The organism is Arthrobacter ginkgonis, from assembly GCF_039540195.1.
In the GTDB taxonomy this organism is placed as follows: domain Bacteria; phylum Actinomycetota; class Actinomycetes; order Actinomycetales; family Micrococcaceae; genus Zafaria; species Zafaria ginkgonis.
In genome coordinates this window covers 87512-101707 of sequence record NZ_BAABEO010000015.1, presented here as the reverse complement: position 1 = coordinate 101707, position 14196 = coordinate 87512, and the positions used below count along the sequence as shown (strand labels likewise).

At 71.0% G+C, this 14196-nt stretch carries 13 protein-coding genes; all 13 read right to left on the bottom strand.

From position 1 onward, the window contains the following. Positions 1 to 47 precede the first annotated feature (47 nt). The 13 genes from ABD912_RS11445 to ABD912_RS11385 all read right to left on the bottom strand — a co-directional run bounded on the left by ABD912_RS11445 (position 48) and on the right by ABD912_RS11385 (position 14192). Positions 48 to 1586 (bottom strand): aldehyde dehydrogenase family protein, encoded by a 1539-nt coding sequence (locus ABD912_RS11445; RefSeq protein WP_345150897.1) that lies wholly within the window; start codon positions 1584 to 1586, stop codon positions 48 to 50. Further along, positions 1583 to 2329: an HD domain-containing protein gene (locus ABD912_RS11440; protein ID WP_345150896.1), complete on the bottom strand. Its 747-nt coding sequence runs from the start codon at positions 2327 to 2329 to the stop codon at positions 1583 to 1585. Before ABD912_RS11440 ends, ABD912_RS11445 begins: the two co-directional genes overlap by 4 nt. Continuing rightward, positions 2326 to 3675: an NAD(P)/FAD-dependent oxidoreductase gene (locus ABD912_RS11435; protein ID WP_345150895.1), complete on the bottom strand. Its 1350-nt coding sequence runs from the start codon at positions 3673 to 3675 to the stop codon at positions 2326 to 2328. The genes ABD912_RS11440 and ABD912_RS11435 overlap by 4 nt, the downstream gene beginning before the upstream one ends. Positions 3676 to 3677: 2 nt before the next feature. Then, on the bottom strand, positions 3678 to 3998 hold the full coding sequence (locus ABD912_RS11430; protein WP_345150894.1) for a 2Fe-2S iron-sulfur cluster-binding protein: 321 nt from the start codon (positions 3996 to 3998) through the stop codon (positions 3678 to 3680). Positions 3999 to 4053: 55 nt separating this feature from the next. Further along, positions 4054 to 4824, bottom strand: coding sequence for an SDR family NAD(P)-dependent oxidoreductase (locus ABD912_RS11425; RefSeq protein WP_345150893.1), 771 nt, complete (start codon positions 4822 to 4824; stop codon positions 4054 to 4056). After that, entirely contained in the window at positions 4817 to 6703 is a 1887-nt protein-coding gene (locus tag ABD912_RS11420; RefSeq protein WP_345150892.1) for a PEP-utilizing enzyme, read from the bottom strand. Before ABD912_RS11420 ends, ABD912_RS11425 begins: the two co-directional genes overlap by 8 nt. 53 nt (positions 6704 to 6756) lie before the next feature. Further along, complete coding sequence (locus ABD912_RS11415; protein ID WP_345150890.1) at positions 6757 to 7842, bottom strand: PEP/pyruvate-binding domain-containing protein; 1086 nt, start codon at positions 7840 to 7842, stop codon at positions 6757 to 6759. Between the two features lie 5 nt (positions 7843 to 7847). After that, entirely contained in the window at positions 7848 to 9035 is a 1188-nt protein-coding gene (locus ABD912_RS11410) for a cytochrome P450 (protein WP_345150888.1), read from the bottom strand. A 352-nt stretch (positions 9036 to 9387) separates the two neighbouring features. After that, positions 9388 to 9705, bottom strand: coding sequence for a 2Fe-2S iron-sulfur cluster-binding protein (locus ABD912_RS11405; protein ID WP_345150887.1), 318 nt, complete (start codon positions 9703 to 9705; stop codon positions 9388 to 9390). 42 nt (positions 9706 to 9747) lie between these two features. Continuing rightward, entirely contained in the window at positions 9748 to 10992 is a 1245-nt protein-coding gene (locus ABD912_RS11400) for an NAD(P)/FAD-dependent oxidoreductase (RefSeq protein WP_345150886.1), read from the bottom strand. Next, positions 10985 to 12253 carry a cytochrome P450 gene (locus ABD912_RS11395; protein ID WP_345150885.1) on the bottom strand — a complete coding sequence of 423 codons (1269 nt, stop codon included), beginning with the start codon at positions 12251 to 12253 and terminating at the stop codon, positions 10985 to 10987. Before ABD912_RS11395 ends, ABD912_RS11400 begins: the two co-directional genes overlap by 8 nt. 274 nt (positions 12254 to 12527) lie before the next feature. Then, positions 12528 to 13307 carry an IclR family transcriptional regulator gene (locus ABD912_RS11390; protein WP_345150884.1) on the bottom strand — a complete coding sequence of 260 codons (780 nt, stop codon included), beginning with the start codon at positions 13305 to 13307 and terminating at the stop codon, positions 12528 to 12530. Between the two features lie 90 nt (positions 13308 to 13397). After that, on the bottom strand, positions 13398 to 14192 hold the full coding sequence (locus tag ABD912_RS11385; RefSeq protein ID WP_345150883.1) for an IclR family transcriptional regulator: 795 nt from the start codon (positions 14190 to 14192) through the stop codon (positions 13398 to 13400). Positions 14193 to 14196 lie beyond the last annotated feature (4 nt).

The following is a 14196-nucleotide window of genomic DNA, read 5'->3' as shown; positions in this document are numbered from 1 at the left end:
CCTTCCTCAGGGAAGGCGGCGCCGCCGTCGTGAGTCACTGCCGCCGGTCACCGCCGGTGGATCGACTTGTACGCCAGGTACGCGTTGAGGCCCTCGATCCCGTACTCGGTGCCGAGCCCGGAGTCGTGCCGGCCGCCGAACGGCGCCGCGTGGTTGGACGCGAAGAAGTTGATCCCCACCGAGCCCGAATCAACGCGGTCCGCCACGGCCAGCGCGGCGTCCGGGTCCTGCCCGAACACCAGCCCGCCCAGCCCGAACTCGGTGTTGTTGGCCAGCGCCACGGCATCGTCGACGCCGCCGTACTTCAGGATCGAGATGACCGGCCCGAAGATCTCCTCCCGGGAGATGCGCATGCCCGGGGTGACGTCCGCGAACACGGTGGGCTCGATGAAGGACCCCTCCTCCAGCCCGTTACCCAGCCGGGCGGCCCGCCCGCCGGTGGTGGCCCGGGCGCCCTCCGCGTGGCCGGACTCGACGTAGCCCATGACCGAGCGGAACTGGGCGGCGGTCGCCACCGGCCCGAACACCGTCTGAGGGTCCAGCGGGTCGCCCTGCTTCCCGGCCGCGATCGTCGCGGTCACCCGCTCCACCACCTCCGCGTACCGGGAGGCGGGGGCCAGGATGCGGGTGGAGATGTAGCAGGTCTGCCCGGTGTTGCGCATGCAGGAGCGCACCAGCACCGAGGACATCGCGTCCAGGTCCGCGTCCGGCAGCACGATCGCCGAGGACTTCCCGCCCAGTTCCAGGGTCACCGGGCGCAGCAGCTCGCCGCACGCCGCCGCGATCTTCCGCCCCACCGGGGTGGAGCCGGTGAACGCCACCTTGTCCACGCCGGGGTGGCGCACCAGGTGATCGCCGAGCCGGCCGGACCCGGTCACCAGGTTCACCACGCCCGCCGGCACGCCCGCGGCCGCCACCGCGTCGACGATCAGCCGGATGGACAGGGGCGTGGGGGAGGCGGGCTTGATGACCACGGTGCACCCGGCCAGCAGCGCCGGGGCCAGCTTGATGACCACCAGGTTGATCGGGAAGTTCCACGGCGCAATCAGGGCGCACACCCCCAGGGGATCCCGCCGCACCACGGACTCGCCGCCGCCGAGGGGGAAGGGGCGCACGTCCTCGGCCTCGAGGTACCCGGCCAGCGACGCGAAGTAGCGCAGGATGCCGGCCGCGTTGGCGGCCGCCCCGCGCGACTCCGCCACCGGGGAGCCGTTCTCCCGCGTGTTGGTCAGGGCGAGTTCCTCCGCGCGCTTTTCCACCTCGTCGGCGATCCGCCGCAGGCAGGCCGCGCGCTCGGAGGGCGCCAGCCGCGCCCAGCCGCCGAAGGCGCGCCGTGCGGAGGCGACCGCCCGGTCCACGTCCCCGGCGGTCCCGTCGGGAACGGAGCCCCAGGTCTCCCCGGTGGCCGGGTCCGTGACGGGATTGCTTCCGGTGCCGAGCGCCGGGGTCCACTCGCCGTCCACGAACACGTCGCGCACGTGCGTGTAGGGCAGTTGCAGGGCGGCGCGGGCCGTCTTCGCGTCCGACGCCGGCGCGTGCGCCTGCGCCGATGCCTGGGTTGGGCCGGCGGCGGGGTTCGGGGTCATCTGAGCACTCCGGTCTTGAGCAGGGCATTGGAGCGGGACAGGTCCGCGGTGGCCATGTCCACGGCGGCCTGGGTGATCAGTTCGGGCACAATCTCGACGGCCAGCCGGTCGGTGTAGGCGGCCGGGTCCATGGCGAACCAGGAGGAGGCCAGCGCGATCCCGGCCTGGTCGAAGCGCCAGAGCCGGTCGGCATCGCGCATGAGGGCGTCTTCCAGCGAGTAGGCGACCGGGCGGGTGTCGTGGCCGTCGATGATCTCGCAGACCCGCTCGATGAACCCGGCGCCGTAGCCCAGGCCCGGCAGCACCCGGCGCGCCACCTCGCAGCCCTGCTGCTCGTGTTCGTAGCGGATGGCCGCCTTGCGCCAGTCGCCGGCAAAGCCCTCGGAGATGATGCGCGACTCGTCCACGTGTGCCCAGCCGGTGTCGTGCAGCAGCACGGACACAAGCACCAGCTCCGCATCGGCTGAAGGGTAGGCCCGGCACAGCCGTTCGGCGTAGGCCATCGAGATCGGCAGGTGGATGTCGTTGCCGCGGGTCCGGGTCTCGTGGACCACGGCCTTCCAGAGGGCATCCAGCCCATCGGAGGCCGGCGTGGCGGAGATCGGGGCGGTCTCGACCAGGCCCTGGGCGGGCACGGGACGGACGGGGTGGGCCGCGGCGAAGGCGCGGGCGCGCGGGTCGGCCTCGGGGGATTCCGGGGCTGATGCGGCTGGGGTGGGTGTGCCCGTGTTCCGGGTGCTCATGGAGTTTCCTTGGAGAGGTTCGATGGCGCGTCCACGGTGAGGCCCTTCAGCGGGACTCCGGGATCCGCGGCGGGGCCGGCGGGGATGTTGCGCCCGGTGGCGAGGGCATTCTTGACGGCCATGAAGTCCAGCGGCGCGTTCACGCAGTCGGCGGCCACGATCCGCCCGGCGCGGTAGTAGAGGACGGTGAATTTGCCCCGGGCGTCGTCGCGGCGCACCACGGTGGCGTCGTGGCCCTCCCCGGGGGCTCCGCACAGCCCGGCGATCTGCAGCTTGAGGTCGCCCTGGTTGGACCAGAACCAGGGCACGCCCGCGTACTCCTCGCTCCGCCCGGTAAGGGAGTAGGCGGCGACCTTCGCATGCTCGATCGCGTTGTTCACGCTTTCGAGACGGATCCGCGCGCCCTCCGGCGCCCCGGGGACGGGGTGGGGCATGTTGGCGCAGTCGCCCACGGCCACGGTGGTCCCGTCGGAGGCCAGTGCGTGCCGGTCCACCACGATCCCGTTGTCCACGGTAAGCCCCATCGTCTCGGCGAGGGCGGTGTTCGGCTCCACGCCGATCCCGGCCAGCACGATCTGCGCGGGCAGCACGGTGCCGTCCGCCAGTTCCACGCAGGCCGGCCTTCCGGCGTCGTCCGGGAGGATCCGCGCGACGGCGGTATCCAGCCGGATGTCCAGCCCGCGGGCGCGGTGCGCCGCGAGGAAGAAGTCCGCGGTCTGCTCGCCCACGGCGCGTCCGACCAGCCGCGGGCCCTGTTCGAGCACCACCACGTTCTTGCCCATAGTCCGCAGGCTGGCGGCGGCCTCGAGTCCGATGAATCCGCCGCCGATGACGACGACGTCGCGGGCGTCCCCGACGCGGGCCTTCAGCTCCAGGGCGTCGTCCGCGTTGCGCAGGTACAAAACCCCGTCCAGTTCGGCGCCGGACACCCGCAGCCTCCGGGCCCGCGCGCCGACGGTCAGGGCCAGCCGGGCGAACGGGAAGGCGGCGCCGGAGGCGGCGAACGCGGTCCCGGACCCGTCCGGTTCCTTGTCGATGCGCACGATCCGCTCGCCCTTGACCAGGTCCACGTTGTGCTCGGCCCAGTAGTCGTTGGAGCGGAAGATCAGCGATTCGCTTTCCACCGTCCCCTGCAGGAACTCCTTGGACAGGGCGGGGCGCTGGTAGGGGCGGTGGTTCTCCTCGCCGAGCAGGGTGATGCGCTCCTCGAAGCCCAGCGCGCGCAGCGAGACGGCGAGCTGTACGCCGGCCTGGCTGGCCCCGATGACCAGCAGCCCGGTGCGGGCGGGGCGGGAATCCGGGGCGGGTGCGGGGGCCGGAGCGGCGGCGGCAATGGTGGTGCCCATGGCTAGACCTGCGTTTCCGGGGTGGTCACGTGCAGGTCCGCGCCCTCGGCCAGCCGGATCTGGCAGGAGAGGCGGGAGTTGTCCTGCCGGTCCTCGGCGGTGCCGTAGAGCATCTCGTCCTCCATCTCGCTGGGGGCGGGCAGCCCGGCCTGGCAGTCCTCGCGGACGAACACGTGGCAGGTCGCGCAGGAGAGCGACCCGCCGCATTCGGCGACGATGCCGGGGATGCCGTTGCGCACAGCCGTCTCCATGACGGAGTCGCCGGGGTTGGCCTCGACGTCGCGCACGGTGCCCTCGAAGTCGGTGAAATGGACCGTGGTCATTGGGGTCCTCCTGGTGGTTCGCCGGGCCGGGGCCCGGATGTGGCTGGAAAGGGGGTCAGATGAATTGGCGTCCGCCGTCGACGACGAGGGTCTGCCCGGTGATGTAGGAGCTCTCCGGTCCGGCCAGGAACAGTGCGGCTCCAACGATGTCCTCGGGCTGGCTGGCGCGTTTGAGCGCGCCGCGGTCCACGCCGTAGCTTTCCGCGTTCTCCATGAGCCCGTAGCTGGCCTCGGTGAGGGTGAAGCCGGGGGCGATGGCGTTGACGGTGATGTTGCGCCGGCCCAGTTCCTTGGCCAGCACCCGGGTCATGGCCACCACCCCGCCCTTGGAGGCGACGTAGTGCAGCCACTGCTCGGAGCCGGAGAAGATGGTGGCGCTGGAGAGGTTGATGACGCGTCCGCCCTCGCGCAGGTGCGGGCTGGCCGCCCGGGTCACCAGCCAGGGGCCCTTGAGGTTCACGTTCATGACCAGGTCCCATTCGGCCGGGTCGATCTCCTCGAAGGGGCTGCGGGTGACCGTCGCGTAGATCGCGGCGTTGTTCAGCACGACGTCGATGCCGCCGTCACCGAACTCCGCCGTCTTCCGCGCGAGTTCCTCCGTGGAGGCGGCGTCGGTGACGTCGGCGCGGAAGGCCGCGGCCGCGGCCGCGGTGTCCCGGACCAGGCGGGCGGTTTCCTCCGCCCCGTCCAGGTTCACGTCGGCGACCGCCACGCGGTAGCCGCGGGAGGCGAAGCCCAGGGCGAAGGCCCGGCCCAGGCCGCCCGCCGCGCCCGTGATGAGCGCGGTGCGGGCGGCCCCGGGGGAGGGCTGGTTCTGCTCAGACATTGGCCGGCTCGGCGTCGTGCCCGTGGTGGTGGCTGTGGGCGCCCGGTCCCTGGACGGCGGGGGCGTCGAGGATCTCGACGGTCCCCTTGGTCCCGTCCACCCGCAGCCGCTGTCCGGTGCGGATGGTGGTGGAGGCGGAGCCGGTGCCGGTGACGGCGGGGAGGCCGTATTCGCGGCAGACGATGGCCGCGTGGCTCATCATGCCGCCGATGTCCGTGACGGTGGCCTTGATCTTGCCGAAGATCGGGCCCCAGGACGGTGCGGTGACGGTGGCCACGAGGATTTCGTCCTGCTGGACCTCGGAGAGCTGGTCGGCGTCGTGCACCACGCGGGCGATGCCCTCGACGACGCCGGGGGAGGCGGCCATGCCGCGCAGCCCGCCGCCGGGGACCTCCTCGCCGGCGCCCAGCCACTGCTGGACCTGCTCGGTGGTGATGCCCCACAGCATCCGGGTGAACGGCTCGGTGATGGAGGCGGGCGGGGTGTTCAGCGCCGGGGCGGGCCGGGCGGTCTTCAGCGCGTCGACGATGCCGCGGCGGCGCTCGATCTCCGCGGGCCAGTAGGTCGCACCGATCGGCGCGGCGGCGCCGACGCCCCATGCGGTGACCAGGTCGAAGAGCGCGTCGCGGACCTCGTTGCGGGTCAGGTACAGCAGGTCGTCCGGCTTGGCCCAGAAGCCCTCGGCATGCATCATCCGGGACAGCTCGCGGATCTTGCGCCAGAACACGCCCATCGTCCAGTGCTCGATGTAGAAGTTGTGGTTCTCCACGTACGGGTAGGCGGTCGCGGCCAGCGTGCGCTTGGCGTCGAACGCGGCCTGGGCCTCGCCGTCCAGCAGGTCGCGGTACTCCTCGACGATCCGCTCCTTCTCCCGGATCAGGGCCTCCTTGGGGCGCATGATGTCCTGGCCGTCGTCGAGCCGGCGGATGTAGTCCGCGATGTAGCCCAGCGGGATCTCGTGGTGCTCGTTCCAGTATTTGTCGTGGCCGTAGAAGCCGTTGCCGACCGTGAAGTTGAACCACGGCTCGTGCGCCTCGTCCCAGCGGGCAAGCCAGCGCTCGCCGCCGGCCGCGGCGCCGATGGCGGCCAGGGTGGCCTCCGGGGCGTCGGTGTGGGAGAAGTGCGGCTGCAGGCCCAGTTCCACGGCCAGGGCGGCGAGCTCCTTCAGTTCGTCGTCCGGGCGGAAGAGCTCCATGTCCACGCCCTGCACCATGGTCGCGATCGATTGGTCGGGGATGTTCGGGAACACCTCCTTGCAGAAGTTGAAGAAGTCCAGGTAGGCGATGTAGCCCAGGTTGAGGAACTCGAAGTGGTATTGCCAGTTCTGGTAGCAGAGCTGGATGAGCCGGTCGTAGTTCTCCAGCAGCACCTCGGAGCCGTCCTTGGCCTTGCCGGAACGGATGTCCTCGATCGGCACAATCTCCGGCAGCTTCGCGAAGCGCAGCGTCTCCATCTCGTCGATGGTGCCGCGAACCTTGGTGTGCCACTGCTGTAGCAGCGTCTCCCAGTTGGCGAAGTAGTGGCCCACGCGTTCCTCGAAGAGCGGAACGCGGGCGGCGATCTGGTCCTCGGGCACCGGGATCGGGGACATGTAGAGGTAGCCGAGGTGGACGCGGAACTCGATCCCGTTGGCGTTGGGGATCATCAGGTGGCGGGCGTTGTACTGGCCCAGGCACTTGACGGCGAACTCCCCGCCGATGGTCTCGAAAGGCTTGTAGACGGTGGGCCAGTGCTGGGAGTCGCAGAACCAGAACTTCGCGTCCTCGGCTTCCTTGAGCTCGTCCTGGAAGACCAGGTAGTAGGGGTAGATCTTTTCCCAGCCTTCGGCGCCGGCGGGAACCGGCAGTTCGGAGGGCTTCGGGAAGGACTTCATGGACATGGGGGTCCCTTCGTCGGTGCTCGGCGTCGAGCGGAATGGGGAGGCTGGGTGCGTCAGGCGGAGGGCTTCAGGAGGGTGCCGGAGAACCCGCCCCACAGGGAGCCGGGGGAGGCGGGCGTGGCGGGTGCCGCGGGGGCCTTGGCGGAGTGGACGGTCTCGGGGCGCGCCTGCAGCAGCAGGAGGTTTTCGCCGTCGGGCAGGTCCCGGTCCAGCGCCCACTCGATGTCCTGGGGGCACTTGTAGTGCTTCTCGGCGCGCTTGGCCATCCGGGCGACGGCCTCGAGTTCGGCGTCGGTCAGGGAGCGCACGGCGCGGCGGCCGGCGTCGACCTCCCGTTCGACGAGCGCGTGCGCCTGCGGATCCGGGACGAGTTCGGCGTGCTTGTCGCCGATGTGCTCGCGCACCATGGCCAGGGTGACCTTGTCCAGCACCAAGTTGTCCGGGGTGACCTGGCCGGACACCACCATTTCGCCCACCCCGTAGGAGGAGTCGATGGTGATCTTGGAGCGGTCGCCGTTGGCCGGATCCAGCGTCATGGCGACGCCGGAGACCCGCGCGTTGACCATCTTCTGCACCACGACGGCCATGGAGAGCCCCTCGTTGGGGATGTTGTTCCGCAGCCGGTAGATGATGGCGCGGGAGGTGTAGAGCGAGGCCCAGCAGCGGCGGACGTGCTCGCCGACGGACTCGAAGCCCTCCAGCCACAGGTAGGTGTCCTGCTGTCCGGCGAAGGAGGCGTCCGGCAGGTCCTCGGCGGTGGCGGAGGAGCGGACGGCGACCGGCGCCGGGGCGTCGAAGCGGGCCTGCAGGGCGTCGTAGGCCCGGCGGGTCAGCTCGCGGATCCGCTCCGGGATGGGGCGGGAGGTGATGTCCTCGCGGATGCGCAGGGAGACGCGGTCGACGGCGGCCACGTCCTCCGGGTCGACGCCGGCGAGCAGCGCGTGGATCTCGGCGGTGATGCCCGCGGCGTCCATGAACGCGTCGAAGGCCGCGGTGGCGACCACGAACCCCGGCGGGACCGGCATGCCGGCCTCCGTCATGGTGACCAGGGAGGCGCCCTTGCCGCCCAGGTTCTCCAGCGTCGGAGCGATGCCGCCGTCGAAGAACTGGACGTACTCGTTGCTTTGGAAATCGTTCATTGCTGCTAGGCCTCCCACGTGACGGGAACGGATTCGGGGACGCGGAAGGAGATGTTCTCGCGGAAGGTGATGGACTCCGGATCTGCCAGCCGCAGGCCCGGGGCGCGGCCGGCGATCTCCTGCAGGGCGATGCGCGCCTGCAGCCGGGCCAGTTGGTTGCCCAGGCAGTAGTGGATGCCGTAGCCGAAGCTCAGGTGCTCGCGGGCGTTCGGGCGGGTGATGTCGAAGGCCTCCGGGTCCTCGAACTGGGTGTCGTCGCGGTTGGCCGCCCCCATCAGGAGCAGGAGCCCGGCGCCATCGGGGATCGGCACGCCCGCGACCTCGGTGTCCTTCAGGGCCTTGCGGCGCCAGGCGACGATCGAGCCGGAGTAGCGCAGGACCTCGTCGATGGTGCCGTTGACGAGCTTCTCGTCCTCCACGACCCGCTGCCACTGCGCCTGGTCGGCGAGCAGCACGCGGAAGGTGTTGGAGATCAGCGTCGTGGTGGTCTCGTGGCCGGCGAAGAGCAGCGAGTAGAGCAGGGAGGCGATCTCGTGGTCGGAGATCTCCGCTCCCTCGGCCTGGGCCTTCACCATGTCCGCGGTGAGGTTGTCGCCGCCGTGCTCCTTGGCGTGGGCGACCAGGCGCTGGCATTCCTGCCAGTACTCGACCAGGTTGTGCGCGTGCGGGATCTGCTCCTCGTCGCTCAGGTTGCCCCAGGTCATCGCGGCCCGGGAGTCGGACCAGCGCTTGTAGGTGTCCACCATGCCGGTGTCCGCGCCGATCAGCGTGAGGATGGTGATGGTCGGGACGTCGTAGGCGAGGTCGCGGAACAGGTCGCCGCGGCGCTCCGGGCGGGCCAGCATCCGCTCGATCTGGTCCACGATGTTCTGCCGGATGAACGGTTCCAGGACCTTGTAGCGGCGCGGGGTGAACGCCTTCTGGGCCACCGCGCGGATGCGGGTGTGCTCCGGCGGGCGGCGTGCGGACAGCCCGGAGTAGGCGGTGAACCCGCCCTCCTCCATGATCCGTTTGGCCTGGGGGCCACGCTCGCGGACGGGTGCCTGGGCGTTTTCGCTGGAGAAGGTCTCCCAGTCGTCGAAGACCGCCTTGATGTCGTCGTAGCGGGAGACCACGTAGTAGCCGGTGCGCTCGTCGAACATGACCGGCTGCTCGGCGCGGAGTTCGGCGTAGGCCGGGAACGGGTCCTTCATCTGGAAGGGTTCGTAGCCGTGGTGGCCGGCCGGCGCCTCCGCGCCGTGGCCGAACGGGCAGCGGGGGGGCCGCCTCCGTCGCTTCTGACATCTGTACTCCTCGGGGTTCCCGTCCGCGTCGTTGCCGGCCGGTCTGCTTCATCTCCCCAAGTGTTGCGCGCATCACACCGTTTCGCGCAGCAAAAACTTCCACTCAGTGGAAGCGCACTTTCCCGCGCAGGTTCCCTCTGCCGTCGGAGGAGCCCGGGTCCGGGCCCGGGACCAAAACGCCGCCCCGCCTGCGGCCCCGGCATGCAGGGCGGGCTGGCGGGGCGGCGTTCGGGTCTGCCGCGGGCGGGATTCGCCGGTGGGCTCAGCCCTCGGGGGCCAGCTCGACGGTGATCCCGTCGAGGGCGGGGCTGTGCTCCACCTGGCAGGAGAGGCGGGAGCCGCACTCGCGGTAGCCCTCGGCGTCGGCGAGGATTTCGATCTCGTCCGGGCCGCGCTCGCCGAGGGAGTCGAAGACCTCCTTGGCGAGGAAGACGTGGCAGGTGGCGCAGGAGGCGGTGCCGCCGCAGGAGGCCAGCACGGGGAGGTCGTTGTCGCGCAGGACCTCCATGAGGCTCTGGTCCTCCTCCCACGGCAGGTCGTGGGAGGAGCCATCGCGGTCGATCGCGGTGATGGTCGTCATCGTGTGTCCTTCAGGGTCTTAAGGTGTCTGGTCGATCGGTGTCTAGCGGGAGGGGGCCAGGGCCGGGACTGCGGAATCGGCCAAGGGGGTACCGGGGTCGGCGACCAGGGCGGCGTCGAGCGTGGCGCGTTCGGCAACGAGCCGCTTGCCCGGATTGAAGTCGGACAGCCCGCCGATGGTGTCGACGGCGGAGATCCGCCCGTCGCGGAGGTAGACCACCGAGAACCTCCCCGTGGCCGGTTCCCCGCGCACCACCGTCTCGTCGTCGGGGTGGCGCACGCCGGCGGTCTGCAGGCGCACGCCGTGCTGGACCGTCCAGAACCACGGCACCCCGGGCTCGCCGGGTTCCTGCCCGGTGATATCGGCGGCGATCCGGTCGGCCTGGGACTGCGCGTTCTGGATGCACTCCAGGCGCTGGCTGGCCCCGTCGAAGAGGCTGGCGAAGCGCGTCGCATCGCCCGCGGCGTAGATGCCCTCGGCCGAGGTGCGGCCGGCGTCGTCGACCAGCACGCCGTCGGAGCACTCCAGCCCCGCCGCCTCGGCCAGGTCCTGGTTGGGGACGACGCCGATCCCCGCCACGACCACGTCCGCCGGGTAGCGCGTCCCGTCGGCGGTGGCGACGAACTCCACCCGGCCGTCGCCCCCCAAGGCGGTGACGGCCGTGCCGAAGCTGATGCGCACGCCGTTGGCGCGGTGGACCTGCTCGAAGAACCGGGAGACCGGTTCGGAGGTCACGCGGCTCATGATGCGGTCCTGGAATTCAAGGATCGTGGTGTCGCAGCCCAGCTTCGCGGCGGCCGCGGCCACCTCGAGGCCGATGTATCCGGCGCCCACGATGACCACCCTGGCCCCGGGCGCCAGGACCTGCTTGAGCGCCCGGCCGTCCTCGAAGGTCTTCAGCGTGAACAGGCCCGGCAGGTCGGCCCCGGGGACGGAGAGGAGGCGGGGCCGGGAGCCGGTGGCGAGCACGAGCCTGGAGTACCCCACCTCGCGGCCGTCGGACAGGGCGACCATGCCGCGGGCCCGGTCGATCGAGACCGCGGTGGCGCCGGCGATCCGTTCGATGTCCTTGCCCTCGAAGTAGGACTCCTTGCGCAGCGGGGTCGCGCCGTCCGGCGCGCCGGGCTTGAGCAGTTCCTTGGACAGCGGCGGGCGCTCGTAGGGCAGCCCGGGCTCGCCGTCGACGAGCACGATGCGTCCGGAGAAGCCGCGCGTGCGCAGTCCGGCGGCGACGGAGACGCCGGCGTGGCCGGAGCCGATGATGACGACCCGGTCCGCGCTAGCCACGGTGGGCCTCCAGCTCCACGTGGAGGTGCTCCGGGCCGGCATTGGTCAGGTTGTTGCCGCGGACGTACTCGATGGGCCGCGCCGGGTCCAGGGAGATGCCAGAGAGCTCCTGCGCCAGCAGCTGCACGGTCACCCTCGTTTCCAGCCGGGCCAGCGGCGAGCCGAGGCAGCTGTGGACGCCGTGGCCGAAGCCGAGGTGCCCGTTGGTGTCGCGGTCGATGTCGAAGACGGCGGCGTTGGGGAACTTGGCGTCGTCGTGGTTGGCGGCGGCCGGAAGCAGGCGGACGATCGCGCCCCGGGGGATCGTGACTCCGGCGACCTCGACCTCCTCGGTGGTGATGCGGCTGGCTCGCTGGACGGTGCCGCGGAAGCGGGCCAGTTCCTCGACGAACAGGTCGGCGTCCTCCGGGGTGCGTCGGATGCGCTCGAGCAGCTCCGGCTGCTCGCTGAAGACGCGGAAGGCGTTGGCCAGCAGGATGGTGGTGGTGTCGTGCCCGGCGACGAACACGAACGCGCACAGTTCCTTGGCCTCCTTCTCGGTGAGCAGGCCCTCCTTCCACATGCGGGCGATGTGCCCGCCGACGGACGGGCTGCTCTCCGCGTGGAGGCGCTCCAGCGTGTCCTTCAGGTACGCGAAGAACTCGAAGGTGCTTTGCTCGTCGGTCCCGGTGCCCGGGGCGTTGCGGGCCAGCCGGCCGAAGTAGCTGAAGGTCTCGTCGGACCAGAACTTCATCTTCTCGAAGTCCTCGGCGGGAACGTCGAGCAGGGCGCTGATGGTGGACATGCTCAGCGGGATCGCATACTCCTCGACGGCGTCGCCGCCGCCCTTGGCCAGCATCGCCTCCAGGTACAGGGCGGCGTTCTCGCGGACACGGTCCTCGAACAGGGCGATGGCCTTCGGGGTGAAGGCCTGGGCGACGACCTGGCGCAGCCGGCTGTGGTTCGGGGCGTCCATGAGGGTCAGGAACGTCAGCGGCACCGGGTCCACGACCTGGGAGGAGAAGACCTTCGGCGCGCGCATGGCCTTGCGGACGTCGTCGTAGCGGGAGATGAACCAGACGTCGGAGGCCGCGGTGTGGGCGCGCAGCACCGGCGCGTTCGCCAGCATCCAGCGGTAGTGCGGGTAGGGGTCGGACTGGCTGCCGTCGTCGACGACCTTGAAGGGTTCCAGGCCCTCGGGCCAGTCGAGTTCGTGCGAGTACGGCGGAAGGCCGGCCGTGGCGGTGGTGCCGGCGCCGACGCCGTGGATGTCGATGGTCATCGTTCCTTGCTTTCCGGACCGTTTCCGGGCGCGCCTCATCGCGCGTCCGTGCGGACCTGGTTAGGGGGAATCGGGGTGCGGGGGATCGGTCGGAAGCGGCCGTTGCTGCGCGTCCGGCCGATCCCCCGGCGTAGGCGTGGTCTGCGCCTGCAACAAGGATGGCCCGGGGAGGTGTGGCGCGGGACACGCTTTTCCGGTAGTCGGAAAAGATCGTCCGTCAGCCGCGGAATGCCGCGGGTGCCGTGGAGGACCGCCGCGATCCTCGGAGTACCGCCTAGGCCACCGGGAAGCCGCGCCGGGGGCTCTCGGCGCCGAGCGCGCGGGAGATGCCGTGGGCCGCGGTCACCAGGGCGGCGACGACGCGAGGGATGCCGGTGTCCTCGCGCGGGATGATCGCGTTCAGGGCCGCGGCAATCCGGTTGTCCGGCCCGAAGACGGGTACGGCGACCCCTGTCCATTCCGTGCGGCCGATTCCCGGCACCGCGATGAAGCCGCGCTGGCGGATGTCGGCCAGCTGCCGGCGCAGGACGGCGGGGTCGGTCACCGTCTCCGGCGTCACCTTTTCCAGGTCCCCAGCCAGGACCTCCGCCTGGAAGTTCGTGGGGGAGTGGGCCAGCAGCACTAGCCCGCTTGAGGAGGCGTGGATGGGCATGCGCTGGGCGATGTGGGCCGCATCGAGCGGCGAATCGGGATGGGACAGCCGTTCCACGTAGAGCACGCTTCCCCGGTCCAGCACGGCCAGGGTGGTGTGCTGCCCCAGCGCGGACTGGACGTCCTCCATGAACGGCAGCGCGATCTCCTTCAGCGACAGGGCGTGGGACCCACGCGCCGCAAGTTCCCACATGCGCAGGCCCACGCGCAGGTCGCCGCCGGGCTGGCGCTCGATCAGGCCGTGGCGCACCAGCTCGTCGACGAGGCGATGCGTGGTGGTCATCGGCAGGCCCGCCCGGCGCGCCAGCATGGACAGCGTCATGGACGGCTGCGTGCGGTCGAAGGCGCCCATGAGGCGCACCACCCGGCTGATGATTGAGTCGCGCGTGGGCGGATTAGGCATAACGACGAGTATGCAGGACGGGCCCGCCGCCCGTCGCGGCGGAGCCCGATCCCCGTGCCGGCCGACGTCGGAGCCAGGACCTGGCTCCGTTTACGACCGGCTGGGGAGCACGCTGCCCAGCAGCGTCTCCAGCGGGATGTGTGCGGTGGCGCGCTCGATCTGCGCCGAAATCCCGCGCAGCACCGGCAGGTGGCGGACCAGCGTGGACGCCTGCGAGGACAGCGTCACGATCCCCAGCCCGGCGCCGACCCGGCCGGTATGGAACACAGGGACGGCGATGGATGCCGCACCCAGACGGACCTCCTCCGCCGTGATGGCATAACCCTGCTCGCGGATCTGGACCAGTTCCTCGGCGAGCCGGGCGGGGTTGGTGTGGGTGTGCGGGGTGGACTGCTCCAACTGGCGGCCCAGGTACGCCTCGCGCAACCAGTCCTCCTCGAACGCGAGGATCACCTTGCCCACCGCGGTGGAGTGCATGGGCAGCCGCCCGCCGACGCGGGAGGCCCGCGGAACGCGCTTGGTGCCGTAGATGCGCTCGATGTAGAGCACGTCGAAGCCGTCGCGCACGGCCAGGTGGGACAGCTCACCGGTGATCGCGAAGAGGTCCTGGACGAACGGGCGCGCGGCGTCGCGCAGCTGCCGCCCAGTGTTCTGCGCCAGCGCCCACAGGCGCAGCCCCAGCTGGTAGCGCCCGTTCACGCCCTTGGACAGGAAGCCCCACTCCACCAGCTCGCCCACCAGCCGGTGCGTGGTGCTCAGGGGCAGCCCGGAATACTCGGAGATCTCCGTCAGGCTCAGGGACCTGCGGTGTTCCTCGAACGGCTCGATGACGGCCAGGACCTTGGACGTCACCGTCCGGCCCGGCTCGCGGCTGCCGCCGGCCATGGAT

Excerpts from the sequence above, each read along its gene's own strand:
- ABD912_RS11405 (WP_345150887.1), bottom strand. The coding sequence starts at position 9,705 with ATGACGACCATCACCGCGATCGACCGCGATGGCTCCTCCCACGACCTG.
- ABD912_RS11410 (WP_345150888.1), bottom strand. The coding sequence starts at position 9,035 with ATGAAGGACCCGTTCCCGGCCTACGCCGAACTCCGCGCCGAGCAGCCG.
- ABD912_RS11445 (WP_345150897.1), bottom strand. The coding sequence starts at position 1,586 with ATGACCCCGAACCCCGCCGCCGGCCCAACCCAGGCATCGGCGCAGGCG.
- ABD912_RS11435 (WP_345150895.1), bottom strand. The coding sequence starts at position 3,675 with ATGGGCACCACCATTGCCGCCGCCGCTCCGGCCCCCGCACCCGCCCCG.
- ABD912_RS11385 (WP_345150883.1), bottom strand. The coding sequence starts at position 14,192 with ATGGCCGGCGGCAGCCGCGAGCCGGGCCGGACGGTGACGTCCAAGGTC.
- ABD912_RS11390 (WP_345150884.1), bottom strand. The coding sequence starts at position 13,307 with ATGCCTAATCCGCCCACGCGCGACTCAATCATCAGCCGGGTGGTGCGC.
- ABD912_RS11415 (WP_345150890.1), bottom strand. The coding sequence starts at position 7,842 with ATGAACGATTTCCAAAGCAACGAGTACGTCCAGTTCTTCGACGGCGGC.
- ABD912_RS11440 (WP_345150896.1), bottom strand. The coding sequence starts at position 2,329 with ATGAGCACCCGGAACACGGGCACACCCACCCCAGCCGCATCAGCCCCG.
- ABD912_RS11395 (WP_345150885.1), bottom strand. The coding sequence starts at position 12,253 with ATGACCATCGACATCCACGGCGTCGGCGCCGGCACCACCGCCACGGCC.
- ABD912_RS11430 (WP_345150894.1), bottom strand. The coding sequence starts at position 3,998 with ATGACCACGGTCCATTTCACCGACTTCGAGGGCACCGTGCGCGACGTC.
- ABD912_RS11425 (WP_345150893.1), bottom strand. The coding sequence starts at position 4,824 with ATGTCTGAGCAGAACCAGCCCTCCCCCGGGGCCGCCCGCACCGCGCTC.
- ABD912_RS11420 (WP_345150892.1), bottom strand. The coding sequence starts at position 6,703 with ATGTCCATGAAGTCCTTCCCGAAGCCCTCCGAACTGCCGGTTCCCGCC.